This window comes from Candidatus Marsarchaeota archaeon, from assembly GCA_023485295.1.
Taxonomy (GTDB): domain Archaea; phylum Micrarchaeota; class Micrarchaeia; order Micrarchaeales; family Micrarchaeaceae; genus Micrarchaeum_A.
Genome location: JAMCZQ010000006.1, coordinates 112293 through 127566 on the forward strand (window position 1 = coordinate 112293; position 15274 = coordinate 127566).

Here is a 15274-nt window from a genome sequence, read left to right on the forward strand (position 1 = left end):
ATCACCATTTAGCTTGATCCTGGAATTTTTATTACGAATATGCCTTCGTCCTTGAATTCATAAGGCACGACATTGAAGCTGTGTCCAGTGCCCCTCATTTTTATGACCTCTAACGAAAGCGTGCGGTTGCTTCCCTCGCCGCTCAGATAGAGAGCAATTATTCCGTCGTAAATGAAAAACTCAGGTTGAAATATGAGATTTTGCGACATGGGCGTGCTTACCTCTACAGTAAGCATTGAGGTTACATGGAGCCTGCGCAGTATCTTTACCAGGTCCATAGAAATATTCCTGTATTCCAGCGGGTCTTTTATAAGCAGGCTGACTGCAGATATAGAATCTACAACGACCCTCGATGCTCCGGTAGAAGTTATTACCGATTCTATATTCGATATCCACGTGCCAAATGCGTAGGTATTGTTGTCTGTATTCTTAGCTATGTATCCCTGCTCTACGTCGTTTCCGAATATCTGCAGCTTTTTGCTAGCAATAAGGTCGTCAATGTCCGTCATTTTAGGGAACGCGGTTTTTGCGTTCTCTATGATCATGTTTGTCTCCTCTTCCAGGGAGAATAATATTCCTGTTTCGCCGTTTTTTGCATTGCTGTACAAGAATTCGAATGCCATTAGTGTTTTGCCTGCACCGGGGCCGCCGGCAATGATTACCTGATTTCCCTCTGGTATGCCGCCGTCTATCATTAAGTCTAGATTTTTTATGCCAGTCGCAACGCGGTTCCTCATGCTATCCCGTAGGCTATACTTTTATTATGTACAGCTATTTAATATAACTTTTTGTTTTTGCTTTAACGCGTTTGATGGCAATGTGCATTGCAGCACATTATTTTTTCTTTCTTCCTACGCGCCTGGCTGCTATATGGCCTACCTTCCTTCCTGGCGGTGCATTTCTGGAAGTCATGCTGCTTTTGCCTTTATGATGCTGTTTGCCTCCAAATGGGTGGTCCACCGGATTCATTTTGACTCCACGATTCCTTGGCCATGTGGTATTAAGCACATGGTACATATAGTGGCTCTTTCCCGCTTTTACTATCGGCTGGTCTGTAATTCCTCCGCCAGCAGTCATGCCTAATTGGGCCCTGCACCTGAGATTTAGCGTCGTTGTGCTTTTTGATGGAAGTTGCACGGTTGCCCCTGTGCTTGATTTTGATGTTATTATTGCGAATGTGCCTGCCGAGCGGACAAGCTTGCCCCCATCTCCCGCAGTAGCCTCCAAATTGTATATTGGTATGCCTTCAGGTATGTCCTTGAGCTCTAGTATGCTGCCAAGCGTTGGCTTTGCGTCAGGGCCAGCATAAATCTTGTCCCCTATCTTTATGCCTTCAGGAGCTATTGCGAAGCTGCGGTCAAAATTTTCATACATTAAGCACATGAGCGGCGCAGTGTGGCCGGGATGATTGAAAATGTCTACCACTTCTGCGGTTGTAGACTTTTCCGGGCTTATGTCATAGCTTACGCTTATGTCGAAAGTATTGGGCAGTTTCCTGTAAAGATTTGAGCCCTTGCCTCGCCTTTGCTGCCTTAATTTTTTACCCATGGTTCTACACCAACTTTAGTTTCATTGCAATATCGCTGGCCTTGCTATCCTTTGAAAGGGTTATAAATGCCTTTTTGTCGTTGTACGGCATCCTTACAGTATGCACGCTGCTGACCTTGACTTTGAACACCCTTTCAAATTCATCTTTTATCTCTTTTTTTGTAGATCTGCTGTCCACTATATACACAAGTGTATTGTTCTTCGATATCATGTTCACTGCTTTTTCAGTAGCAAGTGGATATTTTAAATTTGACATGCTCATGCCTTTTTGGATTTTATAAGCGCTGCATTATCTATTGCGGAATCAAGCCCTTCGATGGCGTTTTTGCTCCAGATGACATTCCTTATCGTAGTGCCACCGGGTGCCAGCGCCGAGACTGTCAGCTTTGATAGCGTGCTTGTTACTACCCCTTTGATATTTCCTGCTGGCTTGAAATTGCCTTCTTTGTCTGACGTCACTACGAGCACAAGTTTTCTGTACTTGCGTGCGCCTGTTGGACTTGACCTTTTTTGCTTCATGTTTTCTATTTCTTTATAGACTTCTATTGCCTTAAGGAATTTTACGAAATCCTTGGTCTTGGACAACTTAGAGATTCCCTCAACGACCACTGTGTGCTTGTCCTTGGATTTTGAATATGATGCTGCGACTGCGCTTTTTAAGGCGTTCGAGTACTCTTTGTTATTTACATATTCGACCAGCTTCTTTTCGACCATGTGCGGGTGTGCGCGCTTGCCGCTTACTGCAGAAGGTATTCGCCTTACCCTCCCTAGGGCGCCGCCGCCTAGCTTTTCCCTTGGCCTTATGGCCCTGCCGACGTGCCTCCCTGTTCTGTAAGAGGACATTGCCCCGAAGTACGCTGCTGTTGTCTGCATTCCTGCAAGAACGTAATGCCCCTGCGGCTGGAGCTTCGTAGTCCTTTCAGCCAGGGCTGCCCTTGAAATAAGCCATGGCTTCGGCTCGGCTTCGAACGCGTGCGGCAATTGCACTGTGCCTATGCGTTTCCCGTCAACGTCAATAACTTCAAGTTCCGGCAAGCAGTCACCTTATTATGCTAAGTTTCGGCTCTTTTATGCCACGGCTGTTTCTGTTTTCGACTGACTTCTTCAGTCTTACGATCCTTTTTGCTGGGCCGGGCACTGACCCTTCCAATATGATATAGTCACTTCTTACGAGTCCATAATTCTTAAAGCCCGAGGGTGGGTTTATTTCTTCATTGGATTCCTTTTTGCCCAGTTTAAGTATCCTTTTGTTGTGCTCCGTCCTGTAATTGAAGCCCATCTGGCCTGGCATTGGTACTGTATAGAATGTTTTACCTGGAGTGAATGCGCCAAGCGTGCCGACGTGCCTTATTTTGCCTGTAGCTTTGTGATTGAGTCTTTTTATACCGAAGCGCTTTATCGGGCCCTGCCAGCCCTTGCCCTTGGACACGGAAACTGCATCTACGAATTCGCCGTTCTGGAAAAATTCCTGTGCAGTTATCTCCTTTCCCAGCTTTTCTGAAGCAAATTTTAGCCTTTCTTCGATGTTGCCGCCAGTAATTTGCGCTTCGAATCGCTCTTTGTGGTTTACGCTCGCACCGGTCTGCTTTGGGCTTGACACCACAAGCAACGATACTGCTGTTATTCCGTCTTGCTTTGCAATTTCAGGCAGCTTGGATTCATCAATTTTTGCTTTCTTTGAGCCTATGTGCTGCAGCAATTGCTTGCTGAGTATATCGACTGATGCTTTCCTATATCCTGTGTTCTTGTCTGTTTTGTAAATTCTTATCCCGTAAACTTCCATATGTGGAAGTTCCAGCACAGTGCATGCCTTTATGACCTCTTGCCCTTTTGTAGGAGATTCGCTATCGTCCATTATAGAAACAGACAGCATGCCTGCCTTGTAGGCTACAAGGTTGGATGGGGCTACCGAATCCTGATGCCCTACGCCCCTTATGCGGGGCAGCCTGCGCTGTGCCCGCCTTCTAGGCCAAAACTCTAATGAACCTGCCATTTTGAACACTTATGAATATATATTAGGATTTACAAGATGGGCTTGCTATGCAAAACCGTAGGCTTACAGTAACCAGCGCTTTTATATTTGTGACTTATATTTATATATTTTTACTTTTTTGCGATTTATGGAATTGTCGCTTACACTGCTGATTTCTTCCATCAGCCTTATCTCGTTCAGCGTGCTTTTCAGCGCTGCGTAGAGCGCTGGCGTGTCGGTCGCTTTTATTTCTATGTCTATGCCATCCTTGTTTTCTTTTATGATTATTGTGCTGCGCTTTTGCTTGATTGGTTGCATGGCTTTGCTGTAATAAAACCCTGTGCGCTTTGAAATGTGCAGCACAGCAGTACATTCCATTTTTCCACTATTAATGCAATCCGCGCATCCTTCTGCCAGAAGCAGTCAATGCACGCTCTGCCCTTCTTGGGCTCCTTATTATATTTTTGTAAGCGCTGTCGTTTTTCAACGCAGGGCTGTCTTTAGATGCAAGGATGACCTCATAATATCTCTTTGTCCCTGTTTCTCCTACAAAGTAAGAATTTACTACTTCGTAGTTAGTGAACTTTTTTGCGACTCGCTCTTCGGCTATAAGCTGCACGCTTTTGTGTCTTGAAAAAAACCTGCCGCTTTTTGAGGGCTTTCTGCCACCACCGGCAGTTTGCCTTTTTCTGGTGCCCTTTCTTACTCCGGTCCTGGCTATTATTATGCCTTCTTTGGCCTTGTAGCCCAGCGCCCTTGCCCTTGGGAGATTTGATGGCCGCTCTACTCGTGTTATTGCTGGGTCCTTGGACCAGGCAGCAAGCTTTTTCTTGTAAACATCGCCGCGGTTCTTATAATCATTTATTATAGTTTCTCTTATGTATTTATTTGCGCCCATGTAATCAACGCCTTATTTATATTAGCAAAAGTTTGCACAATATTATGAGCAGAAAAGTTATTAAAGTGTTTGACGGTGTGTTTTGCCATTGCAATGCCAAGGCCTCAATATAGCATAGATCATGCATGCAGCAAGCAGGTGTGATAATAATATTGCTATATTCTTTGGAAATATGCTATGCATGCATAGATTTGAAATTTGATTCTTATGCATAATTTGGATTATATTTAAAATTTATAAAAAAGTAAAGATAGATTTAAATAATAGAAAAGTCATAATATATAAGCACTCATTCTGCGCGGTGCTTCTATGGCTAAAACAAACAAAAACACTAAAAAAAGATCGTCTGGGCCTAAAAGTATTAGGCATAAAACGCATAACAAAAGAGACCAGAAAAAAACGCACAGCAGCTTTAAGAAGATTTCCAAAAATATAAAGAAAGAAAGACAGGTTAGTCGCGCGGCAAACAACGCCAAAAAAAACAGGGCAGGCACGCATTTAAACAAAGTTGCATATGCATCAGAAAATAGCAAAGCCAGCAAGAGCAGCAAGGCCAAAACGACCGCCTTAAAAACTTCGCAGGAAGCTGAAGAGCGCTATACGTCCAACGCAATACAGTACATAGACATGCTCGTAAATGATGCAACAATTGCAGATTATCTGAATAAAAACGTAAGCAGGCATGCGCAAGAAGTTTTGCGGCTTCTGGACACGCCGAAAACGGACGAAGAAATTGCGGCTTCGCTGGATCTTAAAATAAATGCTGTCAGGAGGATATTGAATATAATGCAGGGCTACGGAATAACAAATTACAACATACTCAAAAATGTTGAAGGATGGCTTTCGTTTGCTTGGTATATTAATGGCAATAAGATAGACCAGTTTTTTGACTATGTTAAGAATACTGATATGGCCCAGGGCATTTTGAAAGACGACTGCAACGATTATTTTATATGTAACAACTGCTACAACGAAACTAAATTCATATTCACATTCGACGCAGCTTTCGAAGCAGGATTCAAATGCAACAGTTGCGGGAAGCCCTTGAATCAGGTAGATAAGTCAAAAGTAACTGAATTGCTCAATGCAAAGCCTAAAAGCTTAACAGCATTGCAAAAATAGCTTTTGTAATAGTATTTTGCGTAGCGAGGTAGGGTAGTCTGGAGTGCCCGCCGGGCTCATAACCCGGAGATCGATGGTTCAAATCCATCCCTCGCTAATTCCTGCCACGCACCCCATACTTCCGCTATTCGCAGCTGTTTGTTATATATATAAGTTAATAAATCAACAGTTTATAATCTAAATCAGTAACCGAAAAACAAAAATAAAGATTAAATTTCTAAAACAGCATCAATAATACCGGAACTGAGGGGTAAGCATGGATAGCAAGGTAGCATACCAGTTCGTATGGGATGTATTGCAAAAGGAAAGATCTAGCAACATGCTTCAAATACTGCCAAAAGAATTTTATGCCAATATAAAAGAAGAAATAAAGAACATCAAGTCCCAAAAAATCACAGAAGAGCAGGAACTAGCATTACAGAATATACAAAAAATAACGCAGGAAATATTCGAAAAGAGAAAGCAAAAAATTTTATTGTATGTTGCATACAAGAGGCAATTGCCTTCTCCTGCAATAAAAGAAGAACAGGAATTATACAATAAAATAGCAGATGTATATGCAAATGCAAAATTATGGCTGGATTCAAGCCAAAGGCAAGAAACACAAAAAGAAACACTGCGTGTGATAATAGATCAGCTGCCTGAGGTGTTCTTGCCGTCTGGCAGAAAAATAGGGCCTTTGCAGAAAGGCCAATTTGTAGAAGCCGAAAACGATATTGACAAAGAATTTTTAATTAGTAACGGACTATGTATTAACCAGCAATGATCAATAAACAAACCAGAAAAGAACCTATTTAAGTGATTTTCATGAAAATAGCACGAGAACTCAATGCATACTGCCCAAAATGCGGAAAGCATACGCCTCATAAGGTCTTGATATACTCAAAGAAGCAAGAAAGCGGCTTAAATCTCGGCAAGCGCAGAAGGGCAAGAAAGCTGAAGGGATATATAGGAAAGGTAAAAGGCCAGGCAACAGTGGTCAAAATCGCCAAGCGGCAAAAGGTACTGCTGCAGTGCGATACGTGCAAGTACAAGGTAGAGCGTGTACTTGGCTCCAGGACTAAGAAAAAACTGGAATTCGCAATATAAATGATATAAATGGAAGGAAAGCTGCAACCAAAGAAGCCAGCGCCAAACGAGCTCGCAATAGCCCAGGTCACCAAAATAACAAGGTTCGGGGCGTACTGCAAGCTCTTGGAATACGATGGCGTAGAGGTATTCATACCGATAAGGGAAGTATCGTCAGGCTGGATAAAAAACATACACGAATACCTGCACCAGGGCCAAAACATAGTCTGCAAGATAACCTACATAGACAACCAAAAAGGCACAATAGACGCTTCCATAAAGAAGGTAATGCCGAGGCAGGCTAAAGAAAAGCTTAGCGTATACAATCTCGAGAAAAAGGTAGCTGTTCTGGTGCAGAAAATCCTAAAATCGCTTAACGAAGAAAAGCAGAAAGACAAGGTAATAAGCACAATATTCTCAGAGTTCGGCGGCTACGCGCAGATGTACCAAAACCTGGTAGAAAATACCGAGCAGTTCGACAATTCCAAGCTTCCAAAAAAAATCAAGACGGCACTGCAGGACTTTGTAAAGGAAAACGAGGCCAAAAAAACACACAAGGTATCATACGTCCTCAAGATCCTTAACGAAGAAACCGAAAATGGCATTACCACAATCAACAATGCCCTTTCAGACGCAGAAAAAAGCAACGTAGAAGTATATTATCTAAGCGCGCCGAATTATCGTATAACTGCAGAGGGCAAAACATACCAGGAATCCGAGCAAAAGATTAAAAGGGCGATAAACACAATAAAAGCAGAAATGAAAGGCGTTGACATATCTGTGGAAAAAGAAAAGCTAAAGCGCGACACAGAAAATGTGATGGACAATATATAATAACAGGTAGCTCTTAATGATGGAAACGAGAATAAGGTACAAAAAAGGGCTTAAGCTCAAAAACCCTGTGCTAATTGTAGGGCTTCCAGGCATAGGCAACGTGGGCAAGCTGGTGGCCGAGCACTTGATAAAGGAATTCAAGGCAAAAAGAATCGCAACACTTTACTCGCCGCATTTTCCGCATGAGGTATTTATGACAAAGCACGGCGGAATAAGAATGGTCAGCAACAGGTTTTACCTGATTCAAAGAAAGGGCGGCAATGACATAGTCATACTTACTGGCGACGCACAGGCACTTACCCCGGAAGGGCAATACGAAGTAAACGACAAAATAGTGAAATTCTTTAAGGAAAAGCTTTCAGGCAACTTCATATATACGCTCGGTGGCTACAATGTCAACGGAAGCGTTGTGGCAAAGCCAAAGGTGTTCGGCAATGCCAATTACAAAAGCGTAATAGAGGAATTCAGCAAAGACGGGATTATATTTGGCAAGGCACATACTGTAATAATCGGATCAGCCGGGCTGATACTGGCATTTGCAAAGATGGAAAAGGTGAAAGCGATATGCCTGATGGGCGAATCCACATTCTTTGACATGGACCCTGCAGCCGCAAAAGCAGTGCTTGAATTTTTAATGAAAAAACTGAAGATCCAGATAGACACTTCGAACATAGACGCCATGATAAAAAAGACAGCAAAAGCACTAAAAGACCTGGAAAACCAGATAAACAACACAGTGCCTTTCCCGAGCACTGGCGACCAAAATCCAGACAAACCGTCATACATACGCTAAGCGCCAATAAAATGCGCCAGTAATCTAGCCTGGTAGGATATCAGCTTCCCATACTAGATGCGATGGAAAAAGCTGAATGCCCGGGTCCAAATCCCGGCTGGCGCATCATACGGCAAAATACGGTGGAAAAATGGCAAAAAGCACTGTTTTTACAGACACTGTGCATATATACGACACAGACGCGCAAGGCATCGTGCATTATGCCGGCTATTACAGATTTTTTACTGATGCCACTGAAAAATTCATGCGCGAAGTAATAGGGATAAAATACCCTCTCCTGAACGAAAACATATGGTTCGTTGTTGTGGAATCAAACGCAGTATACAAAAAGCCTGCAAGGCTTGGTGAAACGCTCACTGTTACTGTAACTCCGGAAATGCTCTCAAAAAAGGCGTTAAAATTCAATTTTGAAATAAGCGGCATAGCGGGCGCCATTTGCAGCGGCTATATAACGCAAGTATCTATAGACAGGCGCAAGTGGCATGCGGTAGAAATGCCCGCAGAGGTCGTGCAAAAGCTTTCAAAGTAAGCCTGTTGCGGCCGCAACTATCACGCTAAAAGCTACAGCAAGCACCGCCGCGAAGAAATTAGAGGTAAACTTATTCCCGAACCCTTGTTCTTCGAATACCCCAAGCACCGAATCAAACACCGTCCCTAAGAACCCTGATACAAGCGTCAGCAGGATCAGGGCAGAGAATGCTGGGCCAGGCGCAATAGAAGCCCCAAGCGGCCCAAAATATATCGAAAACGTAATCAGGAGGCTGCCCAAAAGCCCAGCGCCCAGGCCTGCAAGCGTTATGCCGCCCGAGGTGCCCTTTCGCACATGCTTGAACGTTATTATTGATCTGGGCTCTCCGTCAAGCACGCCGAGCTCGCTGCTGAATTTGTCTGCAGCGACTGCTGCAATGGCCGACACAAAGCCCAGGGCTGCGAACAGCGAGAGCAGCTGCAAATGCCCAGCATTTGCAAAAAAGTAAAGCAGCGCCAAAGCCACAGGCAGGATCCCGTTGGCTATTACGTTTTTAACGCCACGGCTCTTCTCATAAAGCCCCTTCTTTTTCTTGTAGCGCGTGCCTGCCACCGTGGCGATTGCAGATATGAGCAGGAACCAAAGCATGGACAAAAAGAAATAGGGCCCATAGCTGTAGCCGCCGGCAAGCAGCAGCACTACGCCCATGCCCAATGCCACCAGAGTTGCCTTATAATCCAAAGTCAAAAACGATTTCATACTGGAGCCTTTAATAATATTCCACTATTTAGAAAGCTTTTTAAAAGTTATCTTTCATATTATATTACGGGTTCTCTACTGTAGGAAGGTCGTGAAGAACTGGTCGCCTTGCCAGCGTGCAATGCACGCTGGCACTATTTCTTCTTAATGTAGTAAAATGCCTAGCACTTCAGCCGTTGTGCTCTTCAATCGCCATATCCAAACTACTGTATATTAAGCTTAGAAAGGTATATGAATATGCAATACGTAGAATTTGATAGTGAATTTTTAAACGGTGATGCTTTTGCCTAAGGAAAAAGGTGTAAAAACACTTGAAGATTTGCCTGGGATAGGGCCAACAACTGCGGAAAAACTGAGAAATTCAGGCATAGACACACTGGAAAAGGTCGCTGTAACCCCACCGTATGACCTGTCCGAGATTGCAGGGATAAGTGCGGAAAATGCAAAAAAGGCCATACAAGCGGCGCAGGAGGCCACAACAATAGAATACGAGACAGGCAGCGCCATACTGGAGAAGCGCGATGTACTTGGCAGAATTACAACAGGCTCGAAAGACCTTGACGAGCTAATAGGCGGCGGCGTCGAGACAAACGCCATAACGGAAGTTTACGGCAAGTTTGCCAGCGGAAAGACGCAGCTCGCCTTCCAATTGGCTGTCAATGCCCAGCTGCCTCCAGCCCAGGGCGGCCTTGGCGGGGCAGTGCTTTTTGTAGATACTGAAGGCACGTTCAGGCCAGAAAGAATCGTTGAGATATCAAAGGCAAAGAAGCTTGATCCCAACACGGTGCTAAGCAACATAATAGTCGTAAGAGCAACAACAACAGAGAAGCAGATGCTTACTATAGACCGCGCAGACAGCCTGATAGTGGAGAAAAACATAAAGCTAATAATAGTGGATTCGCTTACCTCGCTGTTCCGCTCAGAATTCATAGGAAGGGGCTCGCTCGGGGAAAGGCAGCAGAAGCTCAATGTGCACATACACAAGCTTCAGGCCCTGGCAGACAAATTCAGCCTTGCTGTATACATAACCAACCAGGTGATGGACAACCCTGGCATACTGTTCGGCGACCCTACAACGCCAATAGGCGGCAATATAATAGCTCATGCTGCGACCACCAGGCTGTACATGAGAAAAAGCAAGGAAGACAAGCGCATAATCAGGCTGGTTGACAGCCCAAGCATGCCTGATGGCGAGTGTGTAATAAAGGTTACTCCAGAAGGCATAAAGGATTAAGCAGAATGCTACTGCTCTGCGCCTTCAGACAGCAGCTGTGCGTCAACCACAGTAGCATCGTCAAGCTTCATCAGCCTTACGCCTTTTGTGCCCCTGCCTGTAGTCCTTATAGAATCAACGCTGAACCTTATCGACAATCCGCTAGAGCTGAGCAGCAGTATGCTGTCAGATGTGTTGCAGCGCAACGACTTCACTACGGTGCCCGTCTTCTCGCTGACTCTTATGTTTATGACTCCCTTGCCGCCCCTGTTCTGCAGCCTATACCTGCCTATCTCGGTTATCTTGCCATAGCCCAGAGTGGTTATGCTTGCAACCATGTCGCTCGGTTTTACGGCTATTATGTTTGCAGCAACATCCTTCTGCGAAAGCTTGATCCCGCGCACGCCCATGGCTGACCTGCCCACGGGCCTTACGTCGTCTTCATTGAAGCGTATTGCCTTGCCCTGCCTAGTGGTTATGAAAAGCTCTGACTTCCCGTCAGAAATGCACACATCTGATATGCTGTCGCCCTCTTGCAGCTTCAGCGCTATTATGCCGCTTGCGCGCGGCCTTGAGAACAGGGTGCCCTCGCTCCTCTTAATTATGCCGTGCGAAGTCAGGAAGTTTATGAACAGGCCCTCAAAGCTTCGCGTGTTTATTATCTTTTCTATACGCTCGTGCTCGCCAAGCGGTATCAGGTTCGGCGCTGCTTTGCCTGAACCGTACCTGCTGCCCTCAGGTATCCTGTATGCCTTGAGCCAGTAAGCCCTGCCAAGGTTCGTTACTGCAAAGAGGTAGTCCTTTGACATGCAATGCACTGCCTGCTTTACATAATCGCCTTCCTTCAGCTCCATTGTTATGACTCCCTTGCCGCCCCTGTTCTGCATTTTGTATGCGCTGTCAGTAAGCCTTTTCATATACCCGGCAGCCGTGAGTATCACAGTGCTTTGGTAGTCCTTTATAAGCTCCTCGTTCTCTATATCAGAAGCATCCTCGTATGCAATCTCGGTTCTCCTTACTGTGCCGTAGTGCTCCTTAATTGCTGCAGTTTCGTCCTTTATTATCCTGTACACCACATCCTCGTGCGACAGTATATCATTGTAGTACTCTATGCTTTTGTCAAGCTCGGCCTTTTCAGCGTCTAATGCAGAGCCCTCAAGCTTGGTAAGCTTTGAAAGCTTCATATCAAGTATTGCTGCCGCCTGCTTCTCGGACACGCCATAGCTGTGCATAAGCGCCTCCTTCGCAGCCTTTGTGTCAGAACTGGATTTTATGGTAGTGATGATTCCGTCTATGTCATGCAAAGCTATAATGAGGCCTTCCACTATGTGCCTCCTCTCAGAAGCTATGTTAAGGTCGTAGGCAGTCCTTTGCCTTATTACGGCAACCCTGTGCTCCACAAAAATCCTTATGAAGTCCCGTATATTCAGCGTGAGCAGCCTGTTTCCAAGCACTGCAATGTTCATGACCGGCATCGAAACCTGCATCTGCGTGTGCTTGTAGAGCTGATTTAGCACAACATCCGAATTGGCATCCGACCTTAGCTCAACCACTATGCGCATGCCGCTTTTATCGCTCTCGTCCCTTACTGCACCAACGCCGTCGATGAGCTTTTCCTTAGCAAGCAGGGCAATCTTTTCCACAAGTGCACTCTTATTCACAGTATAAGGTATTTCATCTATGACGTACTGCCTCTTGTGCTGGTGCTCTTCTATATGCGCCTTGCCGCGTATGATGACGCTGCCTTTGCCGGACAAGTACGCTGTCTTTAGCCTTTCGTCCATGAACACAATGCCCCCAGTCGGGAAATCGGGGCCTTTTACATAATCAAGCAGCTCAAGCGGTGTGATCTGCATGTTGTCTATATAAGCCGCTATTGCACTGCACACCTCAGACATGTTATGCGGCAGTATGTTTGTCGCAACCCCTACTGCTATCCCCGATGAGCCATTTAGCAAAAGGTTAGGCACCTTAGAAGGCAGTACAACTGGCTCCTCTTCTGTGTTGTCGAAGTTTAGCGAGAACGGCACTGCACGCTTCTCAAGGTCTGAAAGCATTTCTTCCGCAACCTTGGTCAGCCTTACCTCAGTGTAACGCTGTGCCGCAGGCGGATCGCCATCTACCGAGCCCATGTTCCCCTGCCCTTCTACAAGCGGATAGTTCATTGAAAAATCCTGGGCCATCCTCACCAGCGTTTCATATACGGCTGCATCACCATGCGGGTGGTACTTGCCTATGACCTCTCCGACAATCCTGGCGCTCTTTTTTGTGGGCTGGTCATGCGTATTCCTAAGCGCGTACATTGCATAGAGGATCCTGCGCTGCGCGGGCTTGAGGCCGTCCCTTGCATCAGGAAGAGCCCTGCCCACAATCACGCTCATGGCATAATCTATGTAGCTGCTCTGCATTTCGTTTTCAACAGATACGTCAAGCACATTCGGGTTCTGCTCTTCTGCCATAAATATCACACATCAAGGAACGAAACCTCAGTGGAATGCTCCTCAAGGAATTTTCTCCTTATTTCAACATCCATGCCCATGAGTATGTTGAAAAGCGTATCGGCAAGCTCCGCATCCTTTATTGTTATGCGTTTCAGTATGCGCCTTTTCGGGTCCATTGTGGTCTCCCACAGCTGTTCCGGATTCATCTCTCCCAAGCCCTTGTAGCGCTGCACATTCGCCTTCCCGTCATACGCTTCAAGCATCTTGTTCAGCTCAGCGTCGCTATAAGCGTACTTCACCTCTTTTCCATGCGCAACCCTGTATAGCGGAGGCTGTGCAGCGTAAACATTGCCTCTTTCTATCAGGGACCTAAGGTACCTGTAGAAAAAGGTCAGCAACAACGTCTTTATATGGCTTCCGTCAACATCGGCATCAGTAAGGAATATGATTTTGCCGTATCTTAGCTTTTCAGGATTGAAGCTCTCCTTTATGCCAGTGCCCAAAGCGGTTACTAAGGCATGAAGCTCTGCATTGTTGAATATCCTGTCTTCTGTGGCTTTTTCCACGTTAAGTATCTTGCCCCTAAGCGGAAGTATGGCCTGGTAAAACCTGTCCCTGCCCTGCTTGCTCGAGCCCGCAGCGCTGTCTCCTTCGACTATAAATATCTCGGATTTGACAGGGTCTGTTTCAGTGCAGTCAGCCAGCTTTCCAGGCAGTACTGTCCCTTCAAATGCATTCTTCTTTCTTGCCAGCTCGCGCGCCCTTCGCGCGGCTTCACGCGCTGAAGCTGCCTTTATTATCTTTTCCAGCATCTTGCCTGCTTCGCCAGGATTTTCCTCCAGATACTCTGACAACTTCGAATAAATAGTGCTTTCTACAATGCTCTTTATATAGGAATTCCCAAGCTTCTCCTTTGTCTGGCCCTCAAATTCCGGATTTGGCATAAGTATTGATATTATCGCAACCAGCCCTTCCCTTATGTCATCCCCCTCAATTTCAGGCATTCCCTGCTTTTTGTAATTTTTTTGCATATATGATACTACTGCGCGTGAGAGTCCGGACCTGAAGCCCATCACGTGTGACCCGCCTTCAGGGGTTTTTATACGGTTTACAAAGGAATACAGGTTTTCCCCGTAATCTTCAGTATACTGTATGCCTATCTCCACCTTTACTCCTTCGACGTCCTTTGCTATGTACATCGGTTTGGTCAGCGTGCTCTTTGAAGTTGTCAGGTATGCCAAAAAATCCATTATTCCGTTTTGTGCATAAAATTCCAGTTCTGACTTTTGACCTTCCCTCTCGTCTATTAGCTTTATGCGCAGCCCTGGGCTGAGGAATGCAGTGTCGCGCAGCCTTTCCACAAGCGCTGTAAAATCAAATTTGTTTGTGGAAAATATCTCAGAATCAGGCTTGAACCTTATCGTAGTGCCTGTTTTGCCATTGCTGCTGCCCACCTCTTCAAGTTTTGTTATGGGCATGCCCCTGCTGAAGCTTTGCGAATAAACCTTGCCATCCCTCATAACTGTTGCGTCTGTCCTTTCGGACAGCGCATTTACCACAGTCATGCCGACGCCATGAAGCCCGCCAGAAACCTTATATGCCTTGTTGTCGAACTTTGCTCCTGCATGTATGGATGTCATAATCACTTCCAAAGCAGGCTTGTTCTCCTTGGGTATGATATCTACTGGTATGCCCCTGCCATTATCAGTGACTTCTGCAATATCGCAGCCGTCAGCGTCACGCTCCAGATGCACTGTTATCTCAGTGCATACTCCAGCAAGCGATTCGTCTACTGAATTGTCAATTATCTCATAAAGCAGGTGATTCAGGCCCTGCACGCCGGTAGAGCCTATATACATCGCCGGCCTTTTGCGTATGCCCATGGTTCCGGAAAGGACAACGATGTCTTTAGCACTATACTCATTTTCACTCATAAAACCAACCAGACTAAGGCATGCAGGCAGCAATAAAATGATGCGCAATATCGCCTAATATCTATTGGCATTTTACATTTAAAACCCTTTTGGTAAGCCAAAACATGCAAGACGCTACCAGACACTGGCTGAATGCCAGCCCCAAAGGAATGTCATAAATCAGTCCATGCGCTGTGAAAAGTAAGGTATAAATACTTAACGATGCATAATTATATGAATACAT

At 45.4% G+C, this 15274-nt stretch carries 17 protein-coding genes and 2 tRNA genes; 9 read left to right on the forward strand and 10 right to left on the reverse strand.

Annotated elements, in window-relative coordinates:
* Window positions 1-8: 8 nt before the first annotated feature.
* The 7 genes from M1125_03400 to M1125_03430 all read right to left on the reverse strand — a co-directional run bounded on the left by M1125_03400 (window position 9) and on the right by M1125_03430 (window position 4418).
* Complete coding sequence (locus M1125_03400) at window positions 9-737, reverse strand: hypothetical protein (protein ID MCL5404855.1); 729 nt, start codon at window positions 735-737, stop codon at window positions 9-11.
* A 97-nt stretch (window positions 738-834) separates the two neighbouring features.
* Window positions 835-1548 carry a 50S ribosomal protein L2 gene (locus tag M1125_03405; protein ID MCL5404856.1) on the reverse strand — a complete coding sequence of 238 codons (714 nt, stop codon included), beginning with the start codon at window positions 1546-1548 and terminating at the stop codon, window positions 835-837.
* A 4-nt stretch (window positions 1549-1552) separates the two neighbouring features.
* A complete protein-coding gene (locus tag M1125_03410; GenBank protein ID MCL5404857.1) occupies window positions 1553-1804 on the reverse strand; it encodes a 50S ribosomal protein L23 in 252 nt (83 codons plus the stop codon).
* A gap of 2 nt (window positions 1805-1806) precedes the next feature.
* Window positions 1807-2583 carry a 50S ribosomal protein L4 gene (gene rplD / locus M1125_03415; GenBank protein MCL5404858.1) on the reverse strand — a complete coding sequence of 259 codons (777 nt, stop codon included), beginning with the start codon at window positions 2581-2583 and terminating at the stop codon, window positions 1807-1809.
* 4 nt (window positions 2584-2587) lie between these two features.
* On the reverse strand, window positions 2588-3541 hold the full coding sequence (gene rplC / locus M1125_03420; protein ID MCL5404859.1) for a 50S ribosomal protein L3: 954 nt from the start codon (window positions 3539-3541) through the stop codon (window positions 2588-2590).
* Between the two features lie 81 nt (window positions 3542-3622).
* On the reverse strand, window positions 3623-3898 hold the full coding sequence (locus M1125_03425) for a hypothetical protein (protein ID MCL5404860.1): 276 nt from the start codon (window positions 3896-3898) through the stop codon (window positions 3623-3625).
* 10 nt (window positions 3899-3908) lie between these two features.
* Window positions 3909-4418 carry a 50S ribosomal protein L15e gene (locus M1125_03430; GenBank protein MCL5404861.1) on the reverse strand — a complete coding sequence of 170 codons (510 nt, stop codon included), beginning with the start codon at window positions 4416-4418 and terminating at the stop codon, window positions 3909-3911.
* 309 nt (window positions 4419-4727) lie between these two features.
* Here M1125_03430 and M1125_03435 point away from each other — a divergent pair, with 309 nt between their 5' ends.
* From M1125_03435 to M1125_03470, 8 genes are all read left to right on the forward strand, one after another.
* A complete protein-coding gene (locus tag M1125_03435) occupies window positions 4728-5540 on the forward strand; it encodes a hypothetical protein (protein ID MCL5404862.1) in 813 nt (270 codons plus the stop codon).
* A gap of 22 nt (window positions 5541-5562) precedes the next feature.
* Window positions 5563-5637, forward strand: a tRNA-Met gene (locus tag M1125_03440).
* A gap of 159 nt (window positions 5638-5796) precedes the next feature.
* A complete protein-coding gene (locus M1125_03445) occupies window positions 5797-6306 on the forward strand; it encodes a hypothetical protein (GenBank protein MCL5404863.1) in 510 nt (169 codons plus the stop codon).
* A gap of 41 nt (window positions 6307-6347) precedes the next feature.
* Window positions 6348-6629 carry a 50S ribosomal protein L44e gene (locus tag M1125_03450; GenBank protein MCL5404864.1) on the forward strand — a complete coding sequence of 94 codons (282 nt, stop codon included), beginning with the start codon at window positions 6348-6350 and terminating at the stop codon, window positions 6627-6629.
* Between the two features lie 9 nt (window positions 6630-6638).
* Window positions 6639-7442: a S1 RNA-binding domain-containing protein gene (locus M1125_03455; GenBank protein MCL5404865.1), complete on the forward strand. Its 804-nt coding sequence runs from the start codon at window positions 6639-6641 to the stop codon at window positions 7440-7442.
* A gap of 16 nt (window positions 7443-7458) precedes the next feature.
* On the forward strand, window positions 7459-8235 hold the full coding sequence (locus tag M1125_03460; protein MCL5404866.1) for a proteasome assembly chaperone family protein: 777 nt from the start codon (window positions 7459-7461) through the stop codon (window positions 8233-8235).
* A gap of 13 nt (window positions 8236-8248) precedes the next feature.
* A tRNA-Gly gene (locus tag M1125_03465) sits at window positions 8249-8340 on the forward strand.
* A gap of 25 nt (window positions 8341-8365) precedes the next feature.
* Window positions 8366-8764 carry an acyl-CoA thioesterase gene (locus M1125_03470; GenBank protein MCL5404867.1) on the forward strand — a complete coding sequence of 133 codons (399 nt, stop codon included), beginning with the start codon at window positions 8366-8368 and terminating at the stop codon, window positions 8762-8764.
* On the opposite strand, the gene M1125_03475 is transcribed toward M1125_03470, so the two are convergent.
* Window positions 8756-9463, reverse strand: coding sequence for a DUF92 domain-containing protein (locus M1125_03475; protein MCL5404868.1), 708 nt, complete (start codon window positions 9461-9463; stop codon window positions 8756-8758). The genes M1125_03470 and M1125_03475 overlap by 9 nt on opposite strands.
* A 283-nt stretch (window positions 9464-9746) precedes the next feature.
* Here M1125_03475 and radA point away from each other — a divergent pair, with 283 nt between their 5' ends.
* Window positions 9747-10697, forward strand: a complete 951-nt coding sequence (gene radA / locus M1125_03480; protein MCL5404869.1) for a DNA repair and recombination protein RadA — start codon at window positions 9747-9749, stop codon at window positions 10695-10697.
* 8 nt (window positions 10698-10705) lie between these two features.
* Here radA and gyrA read toward each other — a convergent pair whose 3' ends face one another.
* Window positions 10706-13135 carry a DNA gyrase subunit A gene (gene gyrA / locus M1125_03485; GenBank protein MCL5404870.1) on the reverse strand — a complete coding sequence of 810 codons (2430 nt, stop codon included), beginning with the start codon at window positions 13133-13135 and terminating at the stop codon, window positions 10706-10708.
* Window positions 13136-13140: 5 nt separating this feature from the next.
* Window positions 13141-15051, reverse strand: a complete 1911-nt coding sequence (gene gyrB, locus M1125_03490) for a DNA topoisomerase (ATP-hydrolyzing) subunit B (GenBank protein MCL5404871.1) — start codon at window positions 15049-15051, stop codon at window positions 13141-13143.
* Window positions 15052-15274: the final 223 nt, after the last annotated feature.